Origin of the sequence: Parundibacterium terreum (assembly GCF_014636315.1) — a bacterium.
Classification (GTDB): domain Bacteria; phylum Pseudomonadota; class Gammaproteobacteria; order Burkholderiales; family Burkholderiaceae_D; genus Undibacterium; species Undibacterium terreum.
Genome location: NZ_BMED01000003.1, coordinates 595,090 through 613,500, shown reverse-complemented (window position 1 = coordinate 613,500; position 18,411 = coordinate 595,090). Strand labels below are relative to the sequence as shown.

At 54.2% G+C, this 18,411-nt stretch carries 13 protein-coding genes; 6 read left to right on the top strand and 7 right to left on the bottom strand.

The features are described 5' to 3' along the window. Positions 1 to 695 precede the first annotated feature (695 nt). A complete protein-coding gene (locus IEW12_RS17490; RefSeq protein WP_188567352.1) occupies positions 696 to 3,602 on the top strand; it encodes a TonB-dependent receptor plug domain-containing protein in 2,907 nt (968 codons plus the stop codon). 121 nt (positions 3,603 to 3,723) lie between these two features. Here IEW12_RS17490 and xerD read toward each other — a convergent pair whose 3' ends face one another. The 5 genes from xerD to IEW12_RS17465 form a co-directional block, all read right to left on the bottom strand. Then, on the bottom strand, positions 3,724 to 4,677 hold the full coding sequence (gene xerD, locus IEW12_RS17485; protein ID WP_188567351.1) for a site-specific tyrosine recombinase XerD: 954 nt from the start codon (positions 4,675 to 4,677) through the stop codon (positions 3,724 to 3,726). Next, on the bottom strand, positions 4,677 to 5,204 hold the full coding sequence (locus tag IEW12_RS17480; protein ID WP_188567350.1) for a methylated-DNA--[protein]-cysteine S-methyltransferase: 528 nt from the start codon (positions 5,202 to 5,204) through the stop codon (positions 4,677 to 4,679). Before IEW12_RS17480 ends, xerD begins: the two co-directional genes overlap by 1 nt. Before the next feature lie 446 nt (positions 5,205 to 5,650). Further along, the gene (locus IEW12_RS17475) at positions 5,651 to 6,931 is read right to left on the bottom strand and encodes a TRAP transporter large permease (RefSeq protein ID WP_188567349.1); all 1,281 of its coding nucleotides are present in this window, start codon (positions 6,929 to 6,931) and stop codon (positions 5,651 to 5,653) included. Then, a complete protein-coding gene (locus IEW12_RS17470) occupies positions 6,928 to 7,479 on the bottom strand; it encodes a TRAP transporter small permease (RefSeq protein ID WP_188567348.1) in 552 nt (183 codons plus the stop codon). The genes IEW12_RS17475 and IEW12_RS17470 overlap by 4 nt, the downstream gene beginning before the upstream one ends. A 167-nt stretch (positions 7,480 to 7,646) precedes the next feature. After that, the gene (locus IEW12_RS17465; RefSeq protein WP_188567347.1) at positions 7,647 to 8,648 is read right to left on the bottom strand and encodes a TRAP transporter substrate-binding protein; all 1,002 of its coding nucleotides are present in this window, start codon (positions 8,646 to 8,648) and stop codon (positions 7,647 to 7,649) included. A 148-nt stretch (positions 8,649 to 8,796) separates the two neighbouring features. Here IEW12_RS17465 and IEW12_RS17460 point away from each other — a divergent pair, with 148 nt between their 5' ends. The 3 genes from IEW12_RS17460 to IEW12_RS17450 all read left to right on the top strand — a co-directional run bounded on the left by IEW12_RS17460 (position 8,797) and on the right by IEW12_RS17450 (position 12,384). Further along, positions 8,797 to 10,776, top strand: a complete 1,980-nt coding sequence (locus IEW12_RS17460) for a sensor histidine kinase (RefSeq protein ID WP_188567567.1) — start codon at positions 8,797 to 8,799, stop codon at positions 10,774 to 10,776. A gap of 104 nt (positions 10,777 to 10,880) precedes the next feature. After that, positions 10,881 to 11,471 carry a response regulator transcription factor gene (locus IEW12_RS17455; protein ID WP_188567346.1) on the top strand — a complete coding sequence of 197 codons (591 nt, stop codon included), beginning with the start codon at positions 10,881 to 10,883 and terminating at the stop codon, positions 11,469 to 11,471. A 4-nt stretch (positions 11,472 to 11,475) separates the two neighbouring features. After that, positions 11,476 to 12,384, top strand: a complete 909-nt coding sequence (locus IEW12_RS17450) for an AEC family transporter (RefSeq protein ID WP_188567345.1) — start codon at positions 11,476 to 11,478, stop codon at positions 12,382 to 12,384. Between the two features lie 57 nt (positions 12,385 to 12,441). Here the strand turns inward: IEW12_RS17450 and queG are convergent, their stop codons facing one another. Further along, positions 12,442 to 13,542, bottom strand: coding sequence for a tRNA epoxyqueuosine(34) reductase QueG (gene queG / locus IEW12_RS17445; RefSeq protein ID WP_188567344.1), 1,101 nt, complete (start codon positions 13,540 to 13,542; stop codon positions 12,442 to 12,444). An 84-nt stretch (positions 13,543 to 13,626) separates the two neighbouring features. On the opposite strand from queG, the gene tsaE reads away from it, so the two are divergent. Further along, complete coding sequence (tsaE, locus tag IEW12_RS17440; protein WP_188567343.1) at positions 13,627 to 14,112, top strand: tRNA (adenosine(37)-N6)-threonylcarbamoyltransferase complex ATPase subunit type 1 TsaE; 486 nt, start codon at positions 13,627 to 13,629, stop codon at positions 14,110 to 14,112. Further along, the gene (locus IEW12_RS17435) at positions 14,076 to 15,425 is read left to right on the top strand and encodes an N-acetylmuramoyl-L-alanine amidase (protein WP_188567342.1); all 1,350 of its coding nucleotides are present in this window, start codon (positions 14,076 to 14,078) and stop codon (positions 15,423 to 15,425) included. Before tsaE ends, IEW12_RS17435 begins: the two co-directional genes overlap by 37 nt. A 27-nt stretch (positions 15,426 to 15,452) precedes the next feature. Here IEW12_RS17435 and IEW12_RS17430 read toward each other — a convergent pair whose 3' ends face one another. Then, positions 15,453 to 18,317 (bottom strand): ATP-binding protein, encoded by a 2,865-nt coding sequence (locus IEW12_RS17430; protein ID WP_229751179.1) that lies wholly within the window; start codon positions 18,315 to 18,317, stop codon positions 15,453 to 15,455. Positions 18,318 to 18,411 lie beyond the last annotated feature (94 nt).

The following is an 18,411-nucleotide window of genomic DNA, read 5'->3' as shown; positions in this document are numbered from 1 at the left end:
TTCTCGCGGAGGATATCGCTTCAGGACCGCCACCTGCTGCGCCTCCACACCGGCTACTTCCGTAACAACTCATTACAGTTAGCACATGGATGAAACATGGATTCGGGCAGTACTACGAAGAAAATTTTGTTGGCCGGTAGCTATTTTCATAAACTGCTCGCAAGGCAGCGCCAAATTATCAACGGTATGTACTAAAAAGAAGCGTGGATGCCTGCTTAAGGGGCAATGCTCGCAATTTGCATCATTCTGAGGAAAATTGTAGAGATAAACCCTCAATTTGGCGTAATTACAGGGATTTTATATGTCAGTTTTGAATAAGCTTATACAGTTACTTTATATCAATATCACAGAATAAAATATGATATAAACGGAAAAACCTTCGAAATATATTCAGTGATCGCCAACATTCCTAAACATTCTATTTAATTCATTTTATTTTCATTTTTCCGTGTCCCTTCAGCAACAGCGAGTAACACGAGGTTAACATCTCGTTACATAATGCAGAGTCTCTTTACATATTAGCAGCACTCTTGAGCAATTAATTTTCAACAAAAATTGCCTGAACAGTAGCAATTTGTCCGAGAAACAGCAGCACGCAACATCACTAGTAAGCAGGTGGCAGGACACGCGTTAGAAAAAGTCCGATATCTGCATACTTTTTAATCCTCACCCAATAACCATCAGGGAGTAAGTTGATGATTTTCCAGGAAAAAGCAAGCGCCAAGTCCGTTCGACTGGCACTCAGCATATTGGCGGGATCGGCGTTCATCGCCGGTAACGTTCATGCGCAAGAAGCAGTGTCTGCCGACAAAGCTCAAAGGGTCGAGATCACCGGCTCCAACATCAAGCGTACCGAAAAAGAAGGTACAGTCGCAATCCAGACAATTAGTGCACAAGATATCAAAAACAGCGGCGCAACTACGGTGCTGGATCTGTTGAAAGCAGCAGTACCTGGTCTGGGTACCGGCGGTTTCAACGATACACCTAACCAAAATGGTTTCTCCAAAGGTGTAGCGACAGCCGACTTGCGCAATCTGGGCTCCACTTCCACGCTGATTCTGTTGAACGGCCGTCGCATGACGCCGTCCGCTTTCGCGAATCCAAACAACGGCCAATCCACTCTGTACGATCTGAATAGCATTCCTATTTCAGCTCTGGAGCGTGTTGAGGTGCTGAAAGACGGCGCATCTGCGATTTACGGTTCCGATGCAATCGGCGGCGTTATCAACTTCATTACCAAGCGTGACTACCAGGGCGGTGAATTCACTGCTACTGCAGGCGCGAATGACGATGGCCGCTTCGGGCGCCAAAACATCAATGGCTTCTTCGGCCTGGGTGACTTTAATAAAGACGGCTACAACGTCTTCGCAACGATCGACTTTAGCCAACGTCAAGCTGTCAGCAAAAAAGACGGCGTTAACGATATTGAGCAAGGCCTGTATGGCGCGATCAACAACCGCTTGACCAAATTTAACGGTACGGCCCTGGCAAATGGCGCAAGCAACAGCTCCACTAGCGCGCAGCCTTTCTTCTACCGTGAGACATTACCAGGCTCTGCAGCGTTCACGACTGGCTCCACTGTAGTCAACCGCACCAATTGCGATCCAGCAAATATCGTGACTGGTACTGCGGCGAATGGCGTTACGTCCGGCACTTTGTTTAACCGTAAGTTCTGCGTATTTGATACAGACAACTATGCGCAAGTCCAAGGTAAAACACAAGACATAAGCTTCCTGACCCGTGGTGAACTGAAGCTGGGCGAAAATGCTTCCGCTTATGCTGAAGCTGCGATGACCAAATCGGATCGCTGGTATGTTGGTGCGCCAATTACCATCAATGGCCGCACACCTGTCACCAACTTCACGTCCACTGGCCTGGCTGCGCCTTTCCAGGCTATCCTGCCTATCGGCCATCCCGACAATCCATTCACGGACGTTCGTGCTGCAGCCGTATATCGCTTTGAAAACCTGAGCGGCGACTCCCAGCAAACGACGAAGAACTATCGCCTGGTTGGTGGCGTAAAAGGCACTAACTTCGGTATCGACTGGGATACCGGCATATTGTGGAACAAGTCCGACGTAGAAACGATTACTGACGGCACTCTGTACCTGCCAGTCCTGAGGCAGATCACTACTCGTTCGCTGGCTTCCTTGGCTGCTGACCCTAACATCTCCCGTAACACGCTGGATAAAGGCTCTGCCGAAATCCTGCAATGGGATGCCAAAGGCAGCACCGAATTCGGTCAACTGGGTGGCGGCGCAATCGGCGTTGCTGCTGGTGTGGAATTCCGCAAGGAAAAAATCAGCATCACTCCTGATGCCGACAAAGCTGCAGGTAACATCTACGGCTACGCCAACACCATCATTGATGGCGAACGTAACGTAGGTTCTGCATTTGTTGAATTCCGCGCTCCATTCACCAAAAACTTCGAAGTGGACATAGCTGGCCGTGGCGACAAATACCCGGACATCAAAACCAATTTCGTACCTAAGGTTGGTGCAAAATGGACAGTCAACGATAGCGTTGCCTTCCGCGGTGGCTACTCTGAAGGTTTCCGCGCCCCTGCCTTGTCTCAGGTAACGCCAGGCGGTGCGCAGTTCTTTCAACCCGGCCTGCAAGATCCTAAGCGCTGCCCTAACGGCAACGATCCAGCTCCAGGCGCAGATACAGTGGATTGCAACAAGAGCGTATCCGGCACAGGCGGTGCAAACCCCAACCTGAAACCGGAAACATCGAGGAGCTATACTTTCGGTGTGATTCTGTCGCCTACGAAAAATTTCGACGTCACGTTGGACTGGTACAAAGTGCGCAAGCTGGGTGAAGTGATCCTGACTGATGCTCAATTTACCGTGAATCACGAAGCAGATAACCCAGGTAACGTTGTCCGCGATACTAATCCGGCCAACTTCCTGAAAGATGCGAACGGTAATGTGATCCCTAACTCCGGCCCTCTGTTATCTGTTAAAGAACCTTGGATCAATCAGGGTGCAACTGAAACCAGCGGTATCGATATCGATTTGAAATATCGTTCCAACCTCGGTGAGTGGGGCACGTTGACTACCGGCCTGAGTGCTACTTATGTGATGTCCTACAGAAGGGCAGAACAAGCAGGCGACGTAGAAGCCAACGTCGTCGGCGCTAACGGCGGTATCTCCGATTGGGCAACGCAAGGTGGCGACATTCCACGTCTGAAAGCACGTTTCTCGGCCAACTGGACCAAAAATGAGCACAACGTTTACGGCGCGATCAATTTTGTAGATAGCATTTCCCTGATGCGCAATACTGATGGCAACGTCACCTACCCGGCACCATATTGCTATTATGGAACAGGCCAACCACAAAATGATTTCACTTACTCATTGGGTGGCCTGCCTAACTACAGCAAGTACTTCAAGGATTGCAAGGTCCCTACCTGGACCACATTTGATTTGGGCTACCGTTACACTGGTATCAAAAATCTGACATTGGGTCTGTCGATCGCGAACTTGTTCGACACTAAAGCTCCATATGATCCACGTTACTATGCGAACGGTTATAACGATTCCCTGCATAACAATACAGGCCGTTATTTCACAGTCAGCGCTAACTACAAATTCCGATAGTCAAGGCTGAGGGTTTAAGTACCCTCTGCTGAAATTATTGTTGTATGTAGTAAAGCAAACGCCCCGAAATCGGGGCGTTTTTTTTGGACTGCAGATTCAGGAAAATGCGGGCCGCTACACCTCAGCTTCCGCGTGGATGGTGGTCCGCATGCAATTTCTTCAGTCGTTCGCGCGCCACGTGCGTATAGATCTGCGTAGTGGAAATGTCCGCATGGCCGAGTAATAGCTGGACCACGCGCAAGTCCGCGCCATGGTTAAGCAAATGCGTGGCAAAAGCATGGCGCAAAGTGTGTGGAGACAAGGGAACAGTGATATCCGCTTGCAGCGCATATTTCTTGATCAGTATCCAGAACATCTGCCGGGTCATTGCCCCGCCGCGTGCAGTCACGAACAAGGCATCGTCAACCTGACCATTCAGAATGACTGGACGCCCTTCTTTCAAGTAACGCTCCATCCACATCCTCGCGATTTCACCAAACGGCACCAGCCTGGCCTTATTGCCTTTGCCGGTGATACGGATGACACCCTCGTTCAACCCCACCTCCACCGAGCGTAAAGACACCAGTTCGCTAACGCGCAACCCGCAGGCATACAAGACTTCCAGCATGGTACGGTCACGCAGGCCATGCGGCGTTGTGCTATCCGGCGCCTGCAGCAATGCCTCTACCTGCTTTTCGTTCAGGGTCTTGGGCAAGCGGCTGGGCTGCTTCGCCGATTTCAGTTTGGTGCAGGGATTGACGCTGATCAGGTTCTGCCGGAACGCCATCTGGTAAAAACGCTTGAGCACACTAAGCCGCCGATTGGCGGAGGTCGCCTTGGAGCTTCCGTGCTTTTCTGCAACGTAGTTAAGGATATCGGCCTCATCCGCCAGATACAGATGCCGGCCGTGTTTGCCGTACAAGTGCTCGGCAAACAGCCGCATATCGCGCCGGTAGGCTTCCAGCGTATTTTTTGACAAACCATCTTCCAGCCACAGGCTGTCGCAAAACTGGTCTATCTGGGACTGCACCTGCTTGCTAAGTACCGGAGCAGCATGGTCAGCTTGTGGAGCAGCACCGGTGAGCACTGGTGGCATTATTTTGCTTTCTTCGGCGCGATGACAGGAGAATAAGTGCTGACTCCTTCATGTTGCAGCAGCCAGAGTTTGACGCCGATGTGAAAGCTGCTTTCATCATCGGTATGACCAAAGCCGCCCAGGCCGCCGGCAGCAGTCACCCTGTGGCAGGGTATGACCAAAGGGAACCAGTTTGCGCCACAAGCCTGCCCTACCGCCCGTGGAGCCGATTTGATGTGCTTTGCAATCTGTCCATAGGTCCACACTTCGCCTTGCGGGATGGCGGCAATCACGGCCCAGACCTTGCGCTGGAAATCGGTACCAACTTGCTGTAAAGGCAATTTAAAACGAAAGTCTGGCTGCTGCAGGTATTTTTCTATCTGCTTCTGCGCCTTTGCTGCGACTTTGTCGGTGGCGTCTTTTTCTGCAAACCTGGGGGGAAGATAAACCAGCTCGCTGATTGCCTGGTCTTGTGTGCGTATGCCGATTGCACCGAAAGGCGCGGCTACCACGGCAGAAAAAAGTGTGGATTCTTTGCTTAACATCATGAACTCAACAATACCATGTCCGGCACATGGCTGCGAACCAACAGAGGGGCACCACAAAGAAAAAAGGCGCATCCATGATGCGCCTTTAAAACTTCTTTCGCGTTTCGGGCTGTTTAGCGATAGTTTCGCTCAGCTTGTATTAAAACGCGCGTCTCCTCAGTGTCCTCGGTATCAATACCGTTTTTATGCACTACCGCCTTGTAAATCTAAGCATGCTGCAAATTTCTTATCTGCCGAGAATATATCACGGCATTGCACTCGTGTTCAAAAAAAAATGCACGAAAAAGGCGCACTGTTGCATATATGTATAAATCAATTGCCCAGGCAAATACTTTGCTTAAACATTAACAATTCATATAAAAATTGGTGTAAACGCGCAATTTTATATTCCATCATGCGACAAAAAGGCCGTATTAAAATTCATCAATACGGCTTTTAGCTATATTTTATTTAAAAACCAGGTTGGGTAGCCATAGTGTGATCTGAGGGACATAGGTAATCAGCATCAAGAAAGCCAGCATCGTCAGCAGCCACGGCAGTACTGCAACGGTTAGTTCAGTAATCCCCATTTTGGTGATTCCCGACGCCACGTACAGATTAAGCCCTACCGGTGGATGGCACATGCCGACTTCCATATTCACGACCATGATGATGCCGAAGTGCACCGGATCGATACCCAAGGTGGTCGCCACCGGGAACAGGATAGGTGCCATGATCAGTACGATGGAGGAAGGCTCCATCACATTACCGGCCAGCAGCAGCAGGATATTCACGACGAACAGGAAACTGATCATGCCGAAGCCCTTGTCCATGATCCAGGCTGCCATTGCCTGCGGAATATTTTCACTGGTCATCAGGAAAGAGAACAGCACCGCATTCGTGATGATATACAGCAGCATGGCCGACATCGCCGCGGAATCCAGCAAGACCTTGGGCACTTTCTTCAGTCCCATGTCCTTGTACACAAAAACGGCAATGACGAAGGCGTACACCGCCGATACCGCCGCCGCTTCAGTTGGCGTGAACATGCCGGTATAAATACCGCCCATCACGATGACGATCAGCAATAAGCCCCAGGCACTCTTGCGGAAAGCCGTGAAACGCTCTTTCCAGGTCGCCTTGGGCATGCGCGGATAATTATGCTTGCGGGCCAGGAACCAGGTTGTCAGACCCAGACAGAATGCCAACAGCAAACCAGGAACCACCCCGGCCATGAACAACTGGCCCACCGAAGTATTGGTGGACACCGAATACATCACCATCACGATCGATGGTGGAATCAGGATGCCCAGCGCACCGGAGGTGGTAATCACACCCGCGCCGAAGCCTTTCGGATAACCTTGCTTGACCATCGCCGGCAAAATGATGGAACCGATCGCAACCACTGTGGCGGGCGAAGAACCGGATACAGCAGCAAACAAGGCGCAAGCCAGCACGCCGGCCAATGCCAGGCCGCCATGCCAGTGCCCGACCATTGACGTTGCAAAATTAATCATGCGTCGCGCTACCCCGCCATGGGTGAGGAAATTGCCTGCCAGGATAAAGAACGGGATCGCCATGATCTCAAAATTCTCTATGCCGGTGAACAGTTTCAATGCGACCGATTCCACCGGCACTGAGGTCATCGTAAACAGGAAGGCCAATACCGTCAGGCCGAGCGAGATCGAGATCGGCATGCCGGTCAGCATCAGCACCAACAGCAGAACAAAGATGATGGCCGCGTTCATGCTTTCACCTCATCTTCCAGACCCTCTACGTGGGCATGGTCATGCTTGGGCAACTCACCCGTCTTGATGAAGACCCAGGTCACTTGCAGGAAGCGGAAAGACATCAGATAGGAACCCAGCGGAATCGCCATGTACACGATCCACTTAGGCAGCTCCATGTCCGGCGTGGTCTGATCCGTCTGCGCAATGCCCCATACAAACTTGGCGCCCAGGGTGCCCACGATCAAGGTAAACAAAGCTCCTGCCAGCAAACCAAAGACGATGAACTTATTGCGCCACGGCGTATTCAACTTATTCACCAGCACATCGACACCCACGTGGATGCCGGTGCGCACGCCGTAAGCAGCGCCAAACTTCGCCATCCATACAAACATATAGATGGTCAGCTCCTGCGCCCAACTGGTATTGATTTTAATCAGTGCATCCTGTAACCCTGGAATAGGCATGCCGGACGCATACCGGTGCAACACTGCAATAAAGGTGACGAGGGTTGCGGCCCCCATCAGAAAGGCGATCAGCCATTCTTCCAGATGATCAAGAAATTTCATAATGCCCTTTTTGGGAAAAGTGAAAAGCAAGGCGATATCAGTCCACGGATTTTCTTTGTATCCGTTTTTGCTACCCCAATAGGGGCTGATAACACCTTAAAGCATGGGTAAAGAGCCGGTTGGCGTGTGTAGCCCAGCGCTCACGCGAGGCCGCACACTAATTCAGATTACTTGCCGCCAGCAGTGGATAACTTGCGGATGGAAGCGATCAAGTCTTTGCCGATACGGCCTTCCATCTCGGTTTGTACCGGTAACAGGGCCTTGCGCCATTCTGCTTTTTCGGCTGGAGTCAGCTCATAGATCGTGGTTTTGCCCGACTTGCGTATCGCATCCATCGCACGCCCGTTTTCCTGGTCGGCAATCGCATTCGCGTAGCTGGTTGCACCCTTCATTGCCGTGTCCAGTTGCGCGCGGATGTCGGCAGGCAGGCCGTCCCAGAATTTTTTATTCACAATGACCGCATAACCGAGGTAGCCATGGTTGGAGACAGTCAGATGCTTTTGCACTTCATGCATCTTCTGCGTGTACATATTGGAAGGCGGGTTTTCCGTTCCATCTACCACGCCGGTCTGCAAAGCCTGATAAACCTCGGAGAAGGCAAGCACCTGCGGGTTCGCACCCAGCGCACGCATCTGCGCGTCCAGCACCTTGGATGACTGGATACGCATTTTCAAACCCTTGAAATCGGCAGGCATATGCAAGGGTTTGTTGGCGGACATGATCTTGAAGCCGTTGTCCCAGAATGCCAGGCCGGTGATACCTTTTGGCTCCAGCTTTTGCATCAGGCTCTTGCCTATCGGACCTTCGGTTACCTGGTACAGCACATCCTTGAACGGAAAGATGTAAGGCAGGTCAAACACCTCAAACTCCTTCACGCCCAGAGGGCCGAATTTTGCCAGTGAAGGGGCCAGCATCTGCACCGCACCGAGCTGCAGGGCCTCCATCTCTTCCTTGTCTTTATACAGCGTGCTGTTCGGATACAGTTCTACCTTGACCCTGCCCTTGGTGGCTTTTTCGGCCAGTTCCTTGAAACGCTCGGCAGCCTTGCCTTTAGGCGTGTCGCTGGCCACCACATGGCTGAACTTGATGATGATGGGTGCTTGCGCAAACGCGGAACCGCTGACCAGGGAGGCAGCGACAAGAGAAAAGAGCAGGGATTTGAGTTTCATTGCAGGTCTCCGTATAATTTTCATTGATACAACTTTTTTAGTGTCTGGATTATTCCTTGGCAAGATATTCTTTGCAACTGTGGATAACCACAATCCGTCATTTATTTATCCCCGAGACGCTACTATCATGCTCGGCTACACTAGCGGCATGACGAATTTTTCCACCATCCTGAATTGGCAAGGCCAGAAATGGCGCTGGCTGATTCCCATCCTGCTGGTCTTGCTGTTCTTGGCAACCCTGATCTGGCTGCCCTGGCAGGCACAGCGCATGGAAGCCACCGACCGGCAGGAGCAACTGATCGCCGATACGCTGTGGGTCGAGCAGGCGATACAGTTCCAGCTAAACCGCAATGAAGAAATCCTGCGCCTGATAGGGGCGGAAATCGACAACTCCCACCTGCCCCCGAACGCCGTGCTGGAACGCTTCCGCACGCTGATGAAAAGCAATCATGAGATCCAGCGCATAGTCTGGTTTGATGAAAACGACTCTTTACTGGCATCCACCTCGGACGCGCCGTTGCCGCCCAAAGCCACTCTGATTCCGGCGCGCGGCCAGTCTGCACTGGCGCATGGCAAAACCCAGTGCATGCCACCGTCGCTGGGAACCAACGGCAAGAATGCCTACCTGCTCAGTTGCCACATTCCGCTTGTGAAGGATGGCCAAGCCAAGGGAAGTATTGTGATCAGTTATCGCCTGGCGGGAATACTGGACGAAATGGTTCCGTGGTGGTTCGCACAGGACAACCAGATCTCGCTAATCGATCCCGATGAGAAAGTCTATGCCGACCGTTCGGCCGGCGGATCGGGCAAGAATGTGTACACCCATATCCGCGCGTTGGATCTGCCCGGCACCCAATTATCGCTGCGGACCAATAGCAACAAGAGTGAACCCAAGCTGCTGGCCAATCTGCTGGTGCTATCGGTCATATTGCTGTCGATAGGCCTGATCTGGAGCCTGGCAGCGCTCTGGCGCGATATCAATCGCAGGCTGGCGGCCGAGGGCGCGCTGCGCCAGCAGGTTGCTTTTCGCGCCGCGATGGAAAATTCGCTGGTAACCGGCTTGCGCGCACGCGACATGGAAGGACGGCTGACCTATGTCAATCCTGCCTTCTGCAAGATGGTGGAACGCACCGCCGAAGAAATCGTCGGCAGGATTCCTCCTATGCCCTATTGGGCCCCGGAAGCGATTGCAGAATACCAGCAGCGCTTTACCCAGCTCTTGGCAGGCACCGTGCCCTCTGAAGGTTTTGAAACCATCTATCAACGCGCCAACGGCGAACGTTTTCCGGTACTGATCTATGAATCTCCGCTGGTAAATGAAAATGGCGTGCAGACAGGCTGGATGAGCTCCATCCTGGAGATTTCCGAGCTGAAGCGGGCCCAGGACCTGAGCCGCCAGCAGGAAGAAAAGCTGCATGCCAGTGCGCGCCTGGCAACCATGGGCGAGATCGCCTCCATGCTCGCGCATGAACTGAACCAGCCGCTGGCTGCCATTTCCAGCTACACAACGGGCGCAGTCAATTTGCTGGAAGCGGGCAACAGCGACAAGGAATTGATGCTGCAGGCGCTGGGAAAGGCCAATACGCAAGCACAGCGCGCAGGGCAAATCATCCGCAGCGTGCATGAATTTGTGAAGAAGCGGGAGCCCAGCCGCGAGCCGGTCAGCATCGCCGCCGTCATTGATGAATCGATGCCGCTGATCGAGCTGCAAGCGCAACCGTTTTATGTCGCAATCCAGCTCAGCATAGAGCCCAAGCTGTCTCCAGTGCTGGCGGATCGCGTGTTACTGGAACAAGTGCTATTGAATCTGACCAGAAACGCCATCGAGGCCATGCAGGCGAATTCTCCGGCCCGCCGCATATTGCGCATCACTGCTGAAACGGCGAACCCGCATGAGCAAGATGGCCCCGCTTTAATTGTGGTATCCGTCATTGACCAGGGCCACGGCATACCGGCCGATGTTGCCGAAAAATTATTCTCGCCTTTCTTTTCTACCAAATCGGGCGGCATGGGCATGGGTTTAAAAATTTGCCGTACCGCGATAGAATTTCATGGCGGCACACTGACCCATCGTGACAATCCGGCAGGTGGTACTATCTTCAGATTTGCGCTGCCGGTAAGTCAATGAGAGCCAATATATAAAAAATACAATAAGAATAGCGACAGCCGGGCGTGCCCGCCTCTGGCTATCGAGAAAATTCTAAATATAGACTGATCCGGGATGGAGACCGAATGCTGCACATCATAGATGACGAAGACGTAATCAGGGACTCGCTGTCCTGGCTGGCGCGCTCGCGCAGCATCGCCGTAACGACTTACGAAAGCGCCGACAAGTTCCTGGTGGCGCTAAACCAGCCCATGCAATTTGACCCGCAGGGCGATTGCATCTTGCTGGATATACGCATGGCCGGCATGAGCGGCTCTGCGCTGTTTGACCTGTTGACCGCAAGACAGTTGACCAAACGCCTGCCGGTCATTTTCCTGACCGGCCACGGCGACGTGCCGATGGCTGTGGACACCTTGAAACGCGGCGCTTTTGATTTCTTTGAAAAACCCTTCAATGACAACAAGCTGATGGACAGGGTGCAGGAAGCCTTTGCAATATCGATGCAAGCCGGCGCGAATGCCGCCATCTACGAAAGGCTGGCAACCCTGTCCACGCGCGAGCGCGAGGTACTGGACCTGATCCTGGCTGGCAAGATGAACAAGGTGATTGCCGACCAGCTAGGCATCAGCATGCGTACGGTGGAAGTACACAGGGCGCATATCTTCGACAAGATGCAAATCAAGACGGCGGTGGAGCTGGCGGGCTTGTTGAAATAAGCCCATGTCTATAGCTACTCTGTTGTTGCCTGATTTTCTGCTGATACTTTTAGGCTTCGTACTGGCCCGCAAGGCAAACTGGGGCGGCCACTTCTGGTCGGGCGTGGAAAAGATCGTGTATTTCCTGATGTTCCCCGCTTTGCTGTTCTATACCACATCGCGCACTCCATTCGATTTCCATGCCACGGGCACCCTCCTGAAAATAGCAATGGCGGCAACTACCTGTGCAATGCTGCTAGGCTGGCTGGGCAAGCCTATGTTCACCGCTGCGCCACGCGTTTTCGAATCGGGTGTGCAAACCGCCTTCCGCTTCAATTCCTATATCGGGCTGGCGCTTGCATCCCGCCTGGCCGGCGACCAGGGTACCGCCCTGATCGCCTTGCTGATCGGGTTTCTGGTGCCTCTCTGCAATATGGCAGCGGTGTACGCACTGGCACATGACAGTGGCAAGCTGCTGAAAGAAATCGCTCAAAATCCACTGGTCGTGGCCACGGCCTGCGGCCTCATCGTTAACCTGTGCGACATTCCCATTCCCGAGGCCATTAATGCCACGCTGTCGCGGCTGGGAAATGCATCCATCGCACTGGGCTTATTGGCCGTCGGCGCTGGCCTGCGGCTTTCTGCCTTGCACGAGGCCAAGGCAATGGCGAGCTATTTCCTCACCATTAAATTGCTTGCCTTGCCGGCCATCGCGCTGAGCTTGGGTCTGTATATGGGCTTGCCGGCGTTACAGTTGCAGATACTGGTGATTTTCTGCTCGCTTCCTACTGCCTCCAGCGCTTATGTGCTGGCCGCGCGCATGGGCGGCAACGGCCCGTTTGTCGCTTTTCTGATTTCGGCCGGCACTTTGCTATCGTTGGTGAGCTTGCCGTTTTGGCTGATGGCGACCAGGGCAATCCTTGGTGTGGGCTAACTTATTTCGGAGTGACCGCGTACGTGGCTGCATATGTGGTTTCATAGTTGGCTGGGGCTAGATTCCGTGCTGTCCCAGCGCCCACAGCACATGCTCCCTGACCATCTCGGACGGATGCTCAAGCCGGTTCTTTAACGCGGCGACAATTCCTTCATCGCCACGCATGCTGCTCGCAGCGTTCCCCAGCCCAACCGCAATATTGCGCAGCCAGCGCTCATGTCCTATGCGGCGTATAGGACTGCCTTCCAGCAGGCGCTGGAATTGCTGTTCCGTCCATGCGAACAGGCTGACCATGCTGGCACTGTCCAGGCCATTCCTGACCTCGAAATCGTCCACGCTGGCACGCTGCGCAAATTTATTCCAGGGACAAAATAACTGGCAATCATCGCAGCCGTAAACCCTGTTGCCTATCAAGGGGCGCAATTCCAGTGGGATACTGCCGTGCAGTTCTATTGTTAAATAAGAAATGCAGCGGCGTGCATCCAGTTTGTAAGGGGCAATGATGGCCTGCGTAGGACAAACATCGATACAGGAACTGCATTGTCCGCAATGACTGCTAATCGGCTGGTCCACCGGTAGCGGAATATCCACCAGTATCTCACCCAGGAAAAACATGGAACCGGCTTCCCGGTTCAGTAATAGCGTATGCTTGCCGCGCCAGCCGAGGCCGGCTTTTTCTGCCAGCGCCACTTCCATCACCGGCGCCGAATCGGTAAATACCCGGTAGCCAAACTCGCCTATTTCCTTTTGCACCCGTTCCGCCAGTTGCTGTAGCCGTGAACGCAATACCTTGTGGTAATCCCGTCCGCGGGCATACACGGAAATGACAGCGGTATCGGCTGAGTGCGACTCCTCCTTGCTGCGCCAGTCGTTTCCCACGCTAGCTGGCAGATAGTTCATGCGGGCAGAAATGGCACGCACTGTTCCCGGCACCAGTTCTGCAGGCCGGGTGCGCTTGGTGCCGTGGGCGGCCATATACGCCATTTCCCCGTGATAACCTGCATCCAGCCAGGCCTGGAAGCCAGGCTCGGCATGCGACAAGTCCACATCGGTAATGCGTACATCGGCAAAGCCCAACTCCACGCCCCAGGCCTTGATCCTGTCTGCCAATGCATCCAGATCATGCGGCGCAGACCCAGACGTTCCCTGCGGGGTCATGGCAGCATGTGGGGAGAACACACAGCGGTCGCACTGTATGGTATGTTTTCGGAAATCATCAGAATCGCAGAATTGAGCAGGGAAATGTCACATTATAAAACTTACTTGGCCGACGAGGCAGCAACTCAGGCATTGGGCAAGCGCCTGGCCCATTGCCTGGCGCCGGGGCTGACTATCTATCTGCATGGCGACCTGGGTGCCGGCAAAACCGCGCTCACTCGCGCTTTGCTGCATGCGGCCGGCTATACCGGCCACGTCAAGAGTCCGACCTACACCCTGGCCGAGCCCTATACGGTAAGCCTGCGTGGCAAGGAAATCAGGATCATGCATTTTGACCTGTACCGGATGATCAGTGCGGAAGAATTCCTGGATGCAGGCTTTCGCGAAGAATTCAATGCCACCAATATCTGCATCGTAGAATGGCCGGAAAAAGCCGATACGGTCTTGCCGCCCCCCGACCTGAATGTGTTTTTAAGCATCGCCGGCGAGGGACGTGATGTAGAATTGCAGGCGTTGTCAGACAAAGGTTCAGAATGCCTCACCCGCTTACAGTTCGCCCCCAATCTCTAAATTCCAAATCGCGCCGCACCGTATTGAAAGCCGGCGGCGCGCTACTGATTTCGGTGCTGGCCCCGGGCGCAGCGCAGGCCGCACAGATTCTGGCCGTAAGGGTATGGCCTGCGGATGACTACACCCGTGTCACACTGGAAAACGACAGCGACCTGAAAACCACGCATTTCACCGTCAAGAATCCCGAGCGACTGGTGGTGGATATCGAAGGCATAGAACTGAACCCGGCGCTGAAGGAACTGGTCGCCAAGATACAATCCAACGATCCCTATATCAAGCAAGTGCGCGTGGGCCAGAATCGGCCCAATGTGGTCAGGCTGGTGTTCGACCTGAAAGAAGAAGTCAATCCACAGGTATTTACCCTGCAGCCTGTGGGCAACTACAAGCACAGGCTGGTCTTCGATCTGTATCCGACCAATCCGCCGGATCCGATTGCGGCCCTGATAGAAAAAGGCGACTGGTCAAAAGAATCTCCTAGAGATATTCCCCAGCCGGCACCTGACTTTAAGCCAGTACCGCGCCCGGATACCAGGGCCGATCAGCCGCCGGCGATGGCCGAGGGCGACAAGAACAATTCCAAATCGCCGGCCCCGCCTGCGATGACACGCCTGATCACGATCGCGCTGGACCCCGGCCATGGCGGCGAAGACCCAGGCGCCACCGGCCGCGGCGGCAGCCGCGAGAAAGACGTTGTCTTGTCTATCGCCAAACGGCTGAAGGCGAAGATAGAACAGCAGCCGAATATGCGCGTGATGCTGACCCGCGATGGCGACTATTTCGTTCCGCTGCCGGTCCGGGTGCAAAAAGCCCGTGCCGTGCAGGCCGACCTGTTCATGTCCATCCATGCGGATGCCTTTGTCGAATCCAGCGCGCGCGGCTCATCCGTGTTTGCCCTATCCGACAAGGGCGCCAGCTCCACTGCGGCACGCTGGCTGGCAAACAAGGAAAATTCAGCCGACTTGATCGGCGGCGTGAACATCAAGAATCACGACAAACAGCTAGCCAGTGTCTTGCTGGACCTGTCCACCACCGCGCAGATCAGCGACAGCCTGAAGCTGGGCAAGGTCGTGCTGGGCGAAATAGGCGGCATCAACCGTCTGCACAAGGGTGCGGTCGAGCAAGCTGGATTTGCGGTACTGAAAGCGCCGGACATCCCCAGCATATTGATAGAAACCGCCTTCATCTCCAACCCGGAAGAAGAGGCCAAACTGACCGATGACGATTATCAGGACAAGATGGCAGACGCAGTTTTGCGAGGCATCAAAAAATATTTCGCCAAGAACCCGCCGCTATCCAAAAACAAGCTGACCTGATCCTGGGACCGGATCAGGCTTTAACAGCTATATGCCGATTGCGATTTTCTTGTCCCGGTCGGACTTGGCCTGCTCTTGCTGCTCATGCTTGAGCGGTGCCTGCAAGGGCAGCTCGATCAGGATGCTGACACCTTGCCCCGGCTTGCTGTCTACCTGTATGGCGCCGCCCAGTATTGATGTAACGATGTTGTAGCTGATGCTCAAGCCCAGCCCGCTGCCGCCCTGCCCCAGCTTGGTAGTAAAAAAGGGATCAAATACCCGTTTCAGATTTTCTTCTGAAATACCCTTGCCGTTATCGGTAAACCGGAGCTGCACCGTCTCTGCGTCCAGTAACTGGGCGCTCAAGCTCATCATCCCATGGCTGGTGCCATCGAAACCGTGCAAGATCGCATTATTGATCAGGTTGCCAATCACCTGCCCCAGCGGGCCGGGATAACTGTCCATGCCTATGTTGGGCGCTACCTGCAAGTTGATGGTGTGCTCGGACAAGGCAATGCGGTTCATCACCGGTGCGATAATGTCTTTCAGCGTTTGCTGCAGATCGAAAATACGCCGGTGCTCTGTCGCCTGGTCCACGGCCACCTGCTTAAAGCTGTTGACCAGATTGGCTGCAGTAGTCAGGCTCCTGACGATCAGTGTGGATGCTTCCCTGGCATCGGCAATGAAACCGCTCAGGTCTGAGCGCTTCATACTTTGCTGGTCGAACTGCCGCCCTATATCCTGGGTCTTGTCCTGCATCGTGCTGGCCAGCAGCAGGCTGTTGCCTATCGGCGTATTCAGCTCATGGGCAACACCGGCCACCAGTGCACCCAGTGCCGCCATTTTTTCCTTGGATGCCAGTTGATCCTGGGTCTCTTGCAGGCGCCGGTAGGCATAGGCATTGTCCAGCGCAATCACGCCATATGCACACAGAGTGCGCAGGATCAGCCTTTCCCTGTCGCCATACGCATAGGCTTGTATCGATTGCACCGACATCACGCCAATCACCCGGTCGTTGATCGCCAGCGGAGTAAACAGGCGGCTCAGAGTTGGCAGCGTACCCTCGATCACATTCAGCATATCCCGTTCGCCCGCGGCATCGATCATGATGTCGCGGCGCTCCAGATAGGATTTCACGCAGTCCGAATTCTCGCTATCCAAAGGAATGCGGTCGGGCGGCAAAGGCTTGCCATCTTCAATGCCAAATGCCATATCCAGTATCTGCTCACCCTGCTCGCTCTCCCCCGCTAGGTAGATCACAAAGGTGCTGGGATTAAGCAAGGCCGCCACATAGCGGTCCAGCGTTTGATAAATACCGTCTACGCTCAACTGCGAAGTGATTTCCTGGCCGATTGCACCTAGCAGTTCCAGCGTGGAGCTGATCTGCTGCAACGCAGACGCGCGCTTGGCTTCGGATTCTGCCAGTTGCTTGTGATGCTCGCCGTCTGCCAGAGCGCGCTCAGTCTGGAAGCGCACCTGCATTGCGATAGCGCGGTTGGTGCTGGACTGGTCATGGGTTTTTTCACGCGCCGCATTGGCCAGCAAAGACATTTCATAGGCCCGCTGATAGTCTCCCACTTTCGCACATTCACGGGCAACGGTCGCCAGCAACTCTGCCGGAAAAGTATAGCCTTGCACCATCGAGGCTACTTTTACCGCCTGCTCCAGGTAATGCAGCGCCGCACTGGCCGCCCGCATGCCTTCGGGTGCAGGCAAATCGTGGCTGGCATAGATGTCCGCCAGCGCTGTCAGTGCGCGTATCTCGTAATAGGTATTGCTTTGCACGCGGGAAAAGTTCAAGGCCCTGGTCGCAGCCTCCAGGGCCTGCTCTGCACGCCCCAGGCCGGACAAAGCCTCGGCCTGGCCGCGTTCGGATATCCACATGAACTCAGGCTCATCCAGCGACAGCGATTTTTGCTTCAGTTGCAGGAAAGCGGCAAGCGCAGCCTCATAATCTTTCTGGTCCAGCAAAATATCGGCCAGCGTGCGTACCGCAATCGCATAGCCACGCGACTGCGGCAGCACTTCCAGAGTGGCCAGCGATTCCTGCATCAGCTCCTGGGCTGAGGTCAACTGCCCCATCTTGCGCAGGATATCGGCGCTATTGGTCAGGCAGCCGCCTATGCTGCTGGGCCATGCGGTCGGACGCGCAAGATCCAGGCTTTGCTGTATCCATTCCAGGCCGCTATGGTAGTCGTTCAAGCTGGAAAAGGCGTAGCTGATGTTGCTGCCTATGCTGATCGCGCGCCGGATCTGGCCGGTTTTTATGGCCGCGTCATGGGCATTCATGAAGTACTGTATCGATTGCGTGAACTGGCCGTCCAGCCTGGCGGCCAGATCCTCGGCCCAGGTTGTCAATGCAGGATGCCGCTCTTCTTCCGGCGCATTCTGGACTTGCACCTCCCAGCGCTTTTTGGCAGCCGAAAAATTTTGCGACAGATTGAACAGGATCGCCGCTGTTTCTATGACCTGAATGCGCAGCACATCCTTGGCCTGCGTGGCCTTTTCTGCTGCAGCAAGCAGTGCCGCCTGGCTAGCTTGATGCTGTCCCAGGTCAATCGCGATCTGCGCCAGCAGCCAGTGTGCATCCGCCTCGCCAATCGGATCGTTCAGCGCAGCAAACGGCGCCAGCGTGTCTTGCGCCAGTTTTTGCGCGACTTCCAGCTTGGCAAACAGCCAGCTTGCTTCAGCCAGCACCAGTTGCGCGCGCAATGTCAGGCGCTGTTTTTCCTGTTCCGGACAATTGCTGGTGCTAAGCAGGCCCTGTGCTTCGTTGGCCAAGAGCACCGCACGCTTGGTATCGCGCTGCCTCAGATTCCATGACAGATTGACCAATGCCCGGATGCGCGCATTGCCTGATAAGGCAAGCAAATCCGCCTCGGACTGGGCCAATTGTTCGTCAAGTGCGAACATGATCATCGAATGTCATTCCTCTGAAACAAAAGTGTGTACGGATATTACCCAATTTGACATGGCTGTGCATCTGCAATGTGTGACGCACTGTTGC

Bases quoted from the DNA above. Each gene is read 5' to 3' on its own strand.
- IEW12_RS17460 (WP_188567567.1), top strand. From the start codon at position 8,797: ATGACGAATTTTTCCACCATCCTGAATTGGCAAGGCCAGAAATGGCGC.
- IEW12_RS17430 (WP_229751179.1), bottom strand. From the start codon at position 18,317: ATGTTCGCACTTGACGAACAATTGGCCCAGTCCGAGGCGGATTTGCTT.
- IEW12_RS17470 (WP_188567348.1), bottom strand. From the start codon at position 7,479: ATGAAATTTCTTGATCATCTGGAAGAATGGCTGATCGCCTTTCTGATG.
- IEW12_RS17450 (WP_188567345.1), top strand. From the start codon at position 11,476: ATGTCTATAGCTACTCTGTTGTTGCCTGATTTTCTGCTGATACTTTTA.
- queG (WP_188567344.1), bottom strand. From the start codon at position 13,542: ATGACCCCGCAGGGAACGTCTGGGTCTGCGCCGCATGATCTGGATGCA.
- IEW12_RS17490 (WP_188567352.1), top strand. From the start codon at position 696: ATGATTTTCCAGGAAAAAGCAAGCGCCAAGTCCGTTCGACTGGCACTC.
- IEW12_RS17455 (WP_188567346.1), top strand. From the start codon at position 10,881: ATGCTGCACATCATAGATGACGAAGACGTAATCAGGGACTCGCTGTCC.
- xerD (WP_188567351.1), bottom strand. From the start codon at position 4,677: ATGCCACCAGTGCTCACCGGTGCTGCTCCACAAGCTGACCATGCTGCT.
- IEW12_RS17435 (WP_188567342.1), top strand. From the start codon at position 14,076: ATGCCTCACCCGCTTACAGTTCGCCCCCAATCTCTAAATTCCAAATCG.
- IEW12_RS17475 (WP_188567349.1), bottom strand. From the start codon at position 6,931: ATGAACGCGGCCATCATCTTTGTTCTGCTGTTGGTGCTGATGCTGACC.
- IEW12_RS17480 (WP_188567350.1), bottom strand. From the start codon at position 5,204: ATGATGTTAAGCAAAGAATCCACACTTTTTTCTGCCGTGGTAGCCGCG.
- IEW12_RS17465 (WP_188567347.1), bottom strand. From the start codon at position 8,648: ATGAAACTCAAATCCCTGCTCTTTTCTCTTGTCGCTGCCTCCCTGGTC.
- tsaE (WP_188567343.1), top strand. From the start codon at position 13,627: ATGTCACATTATAAAACTTACTTGGCCGACGAGGCAGCAACTCAGGCA.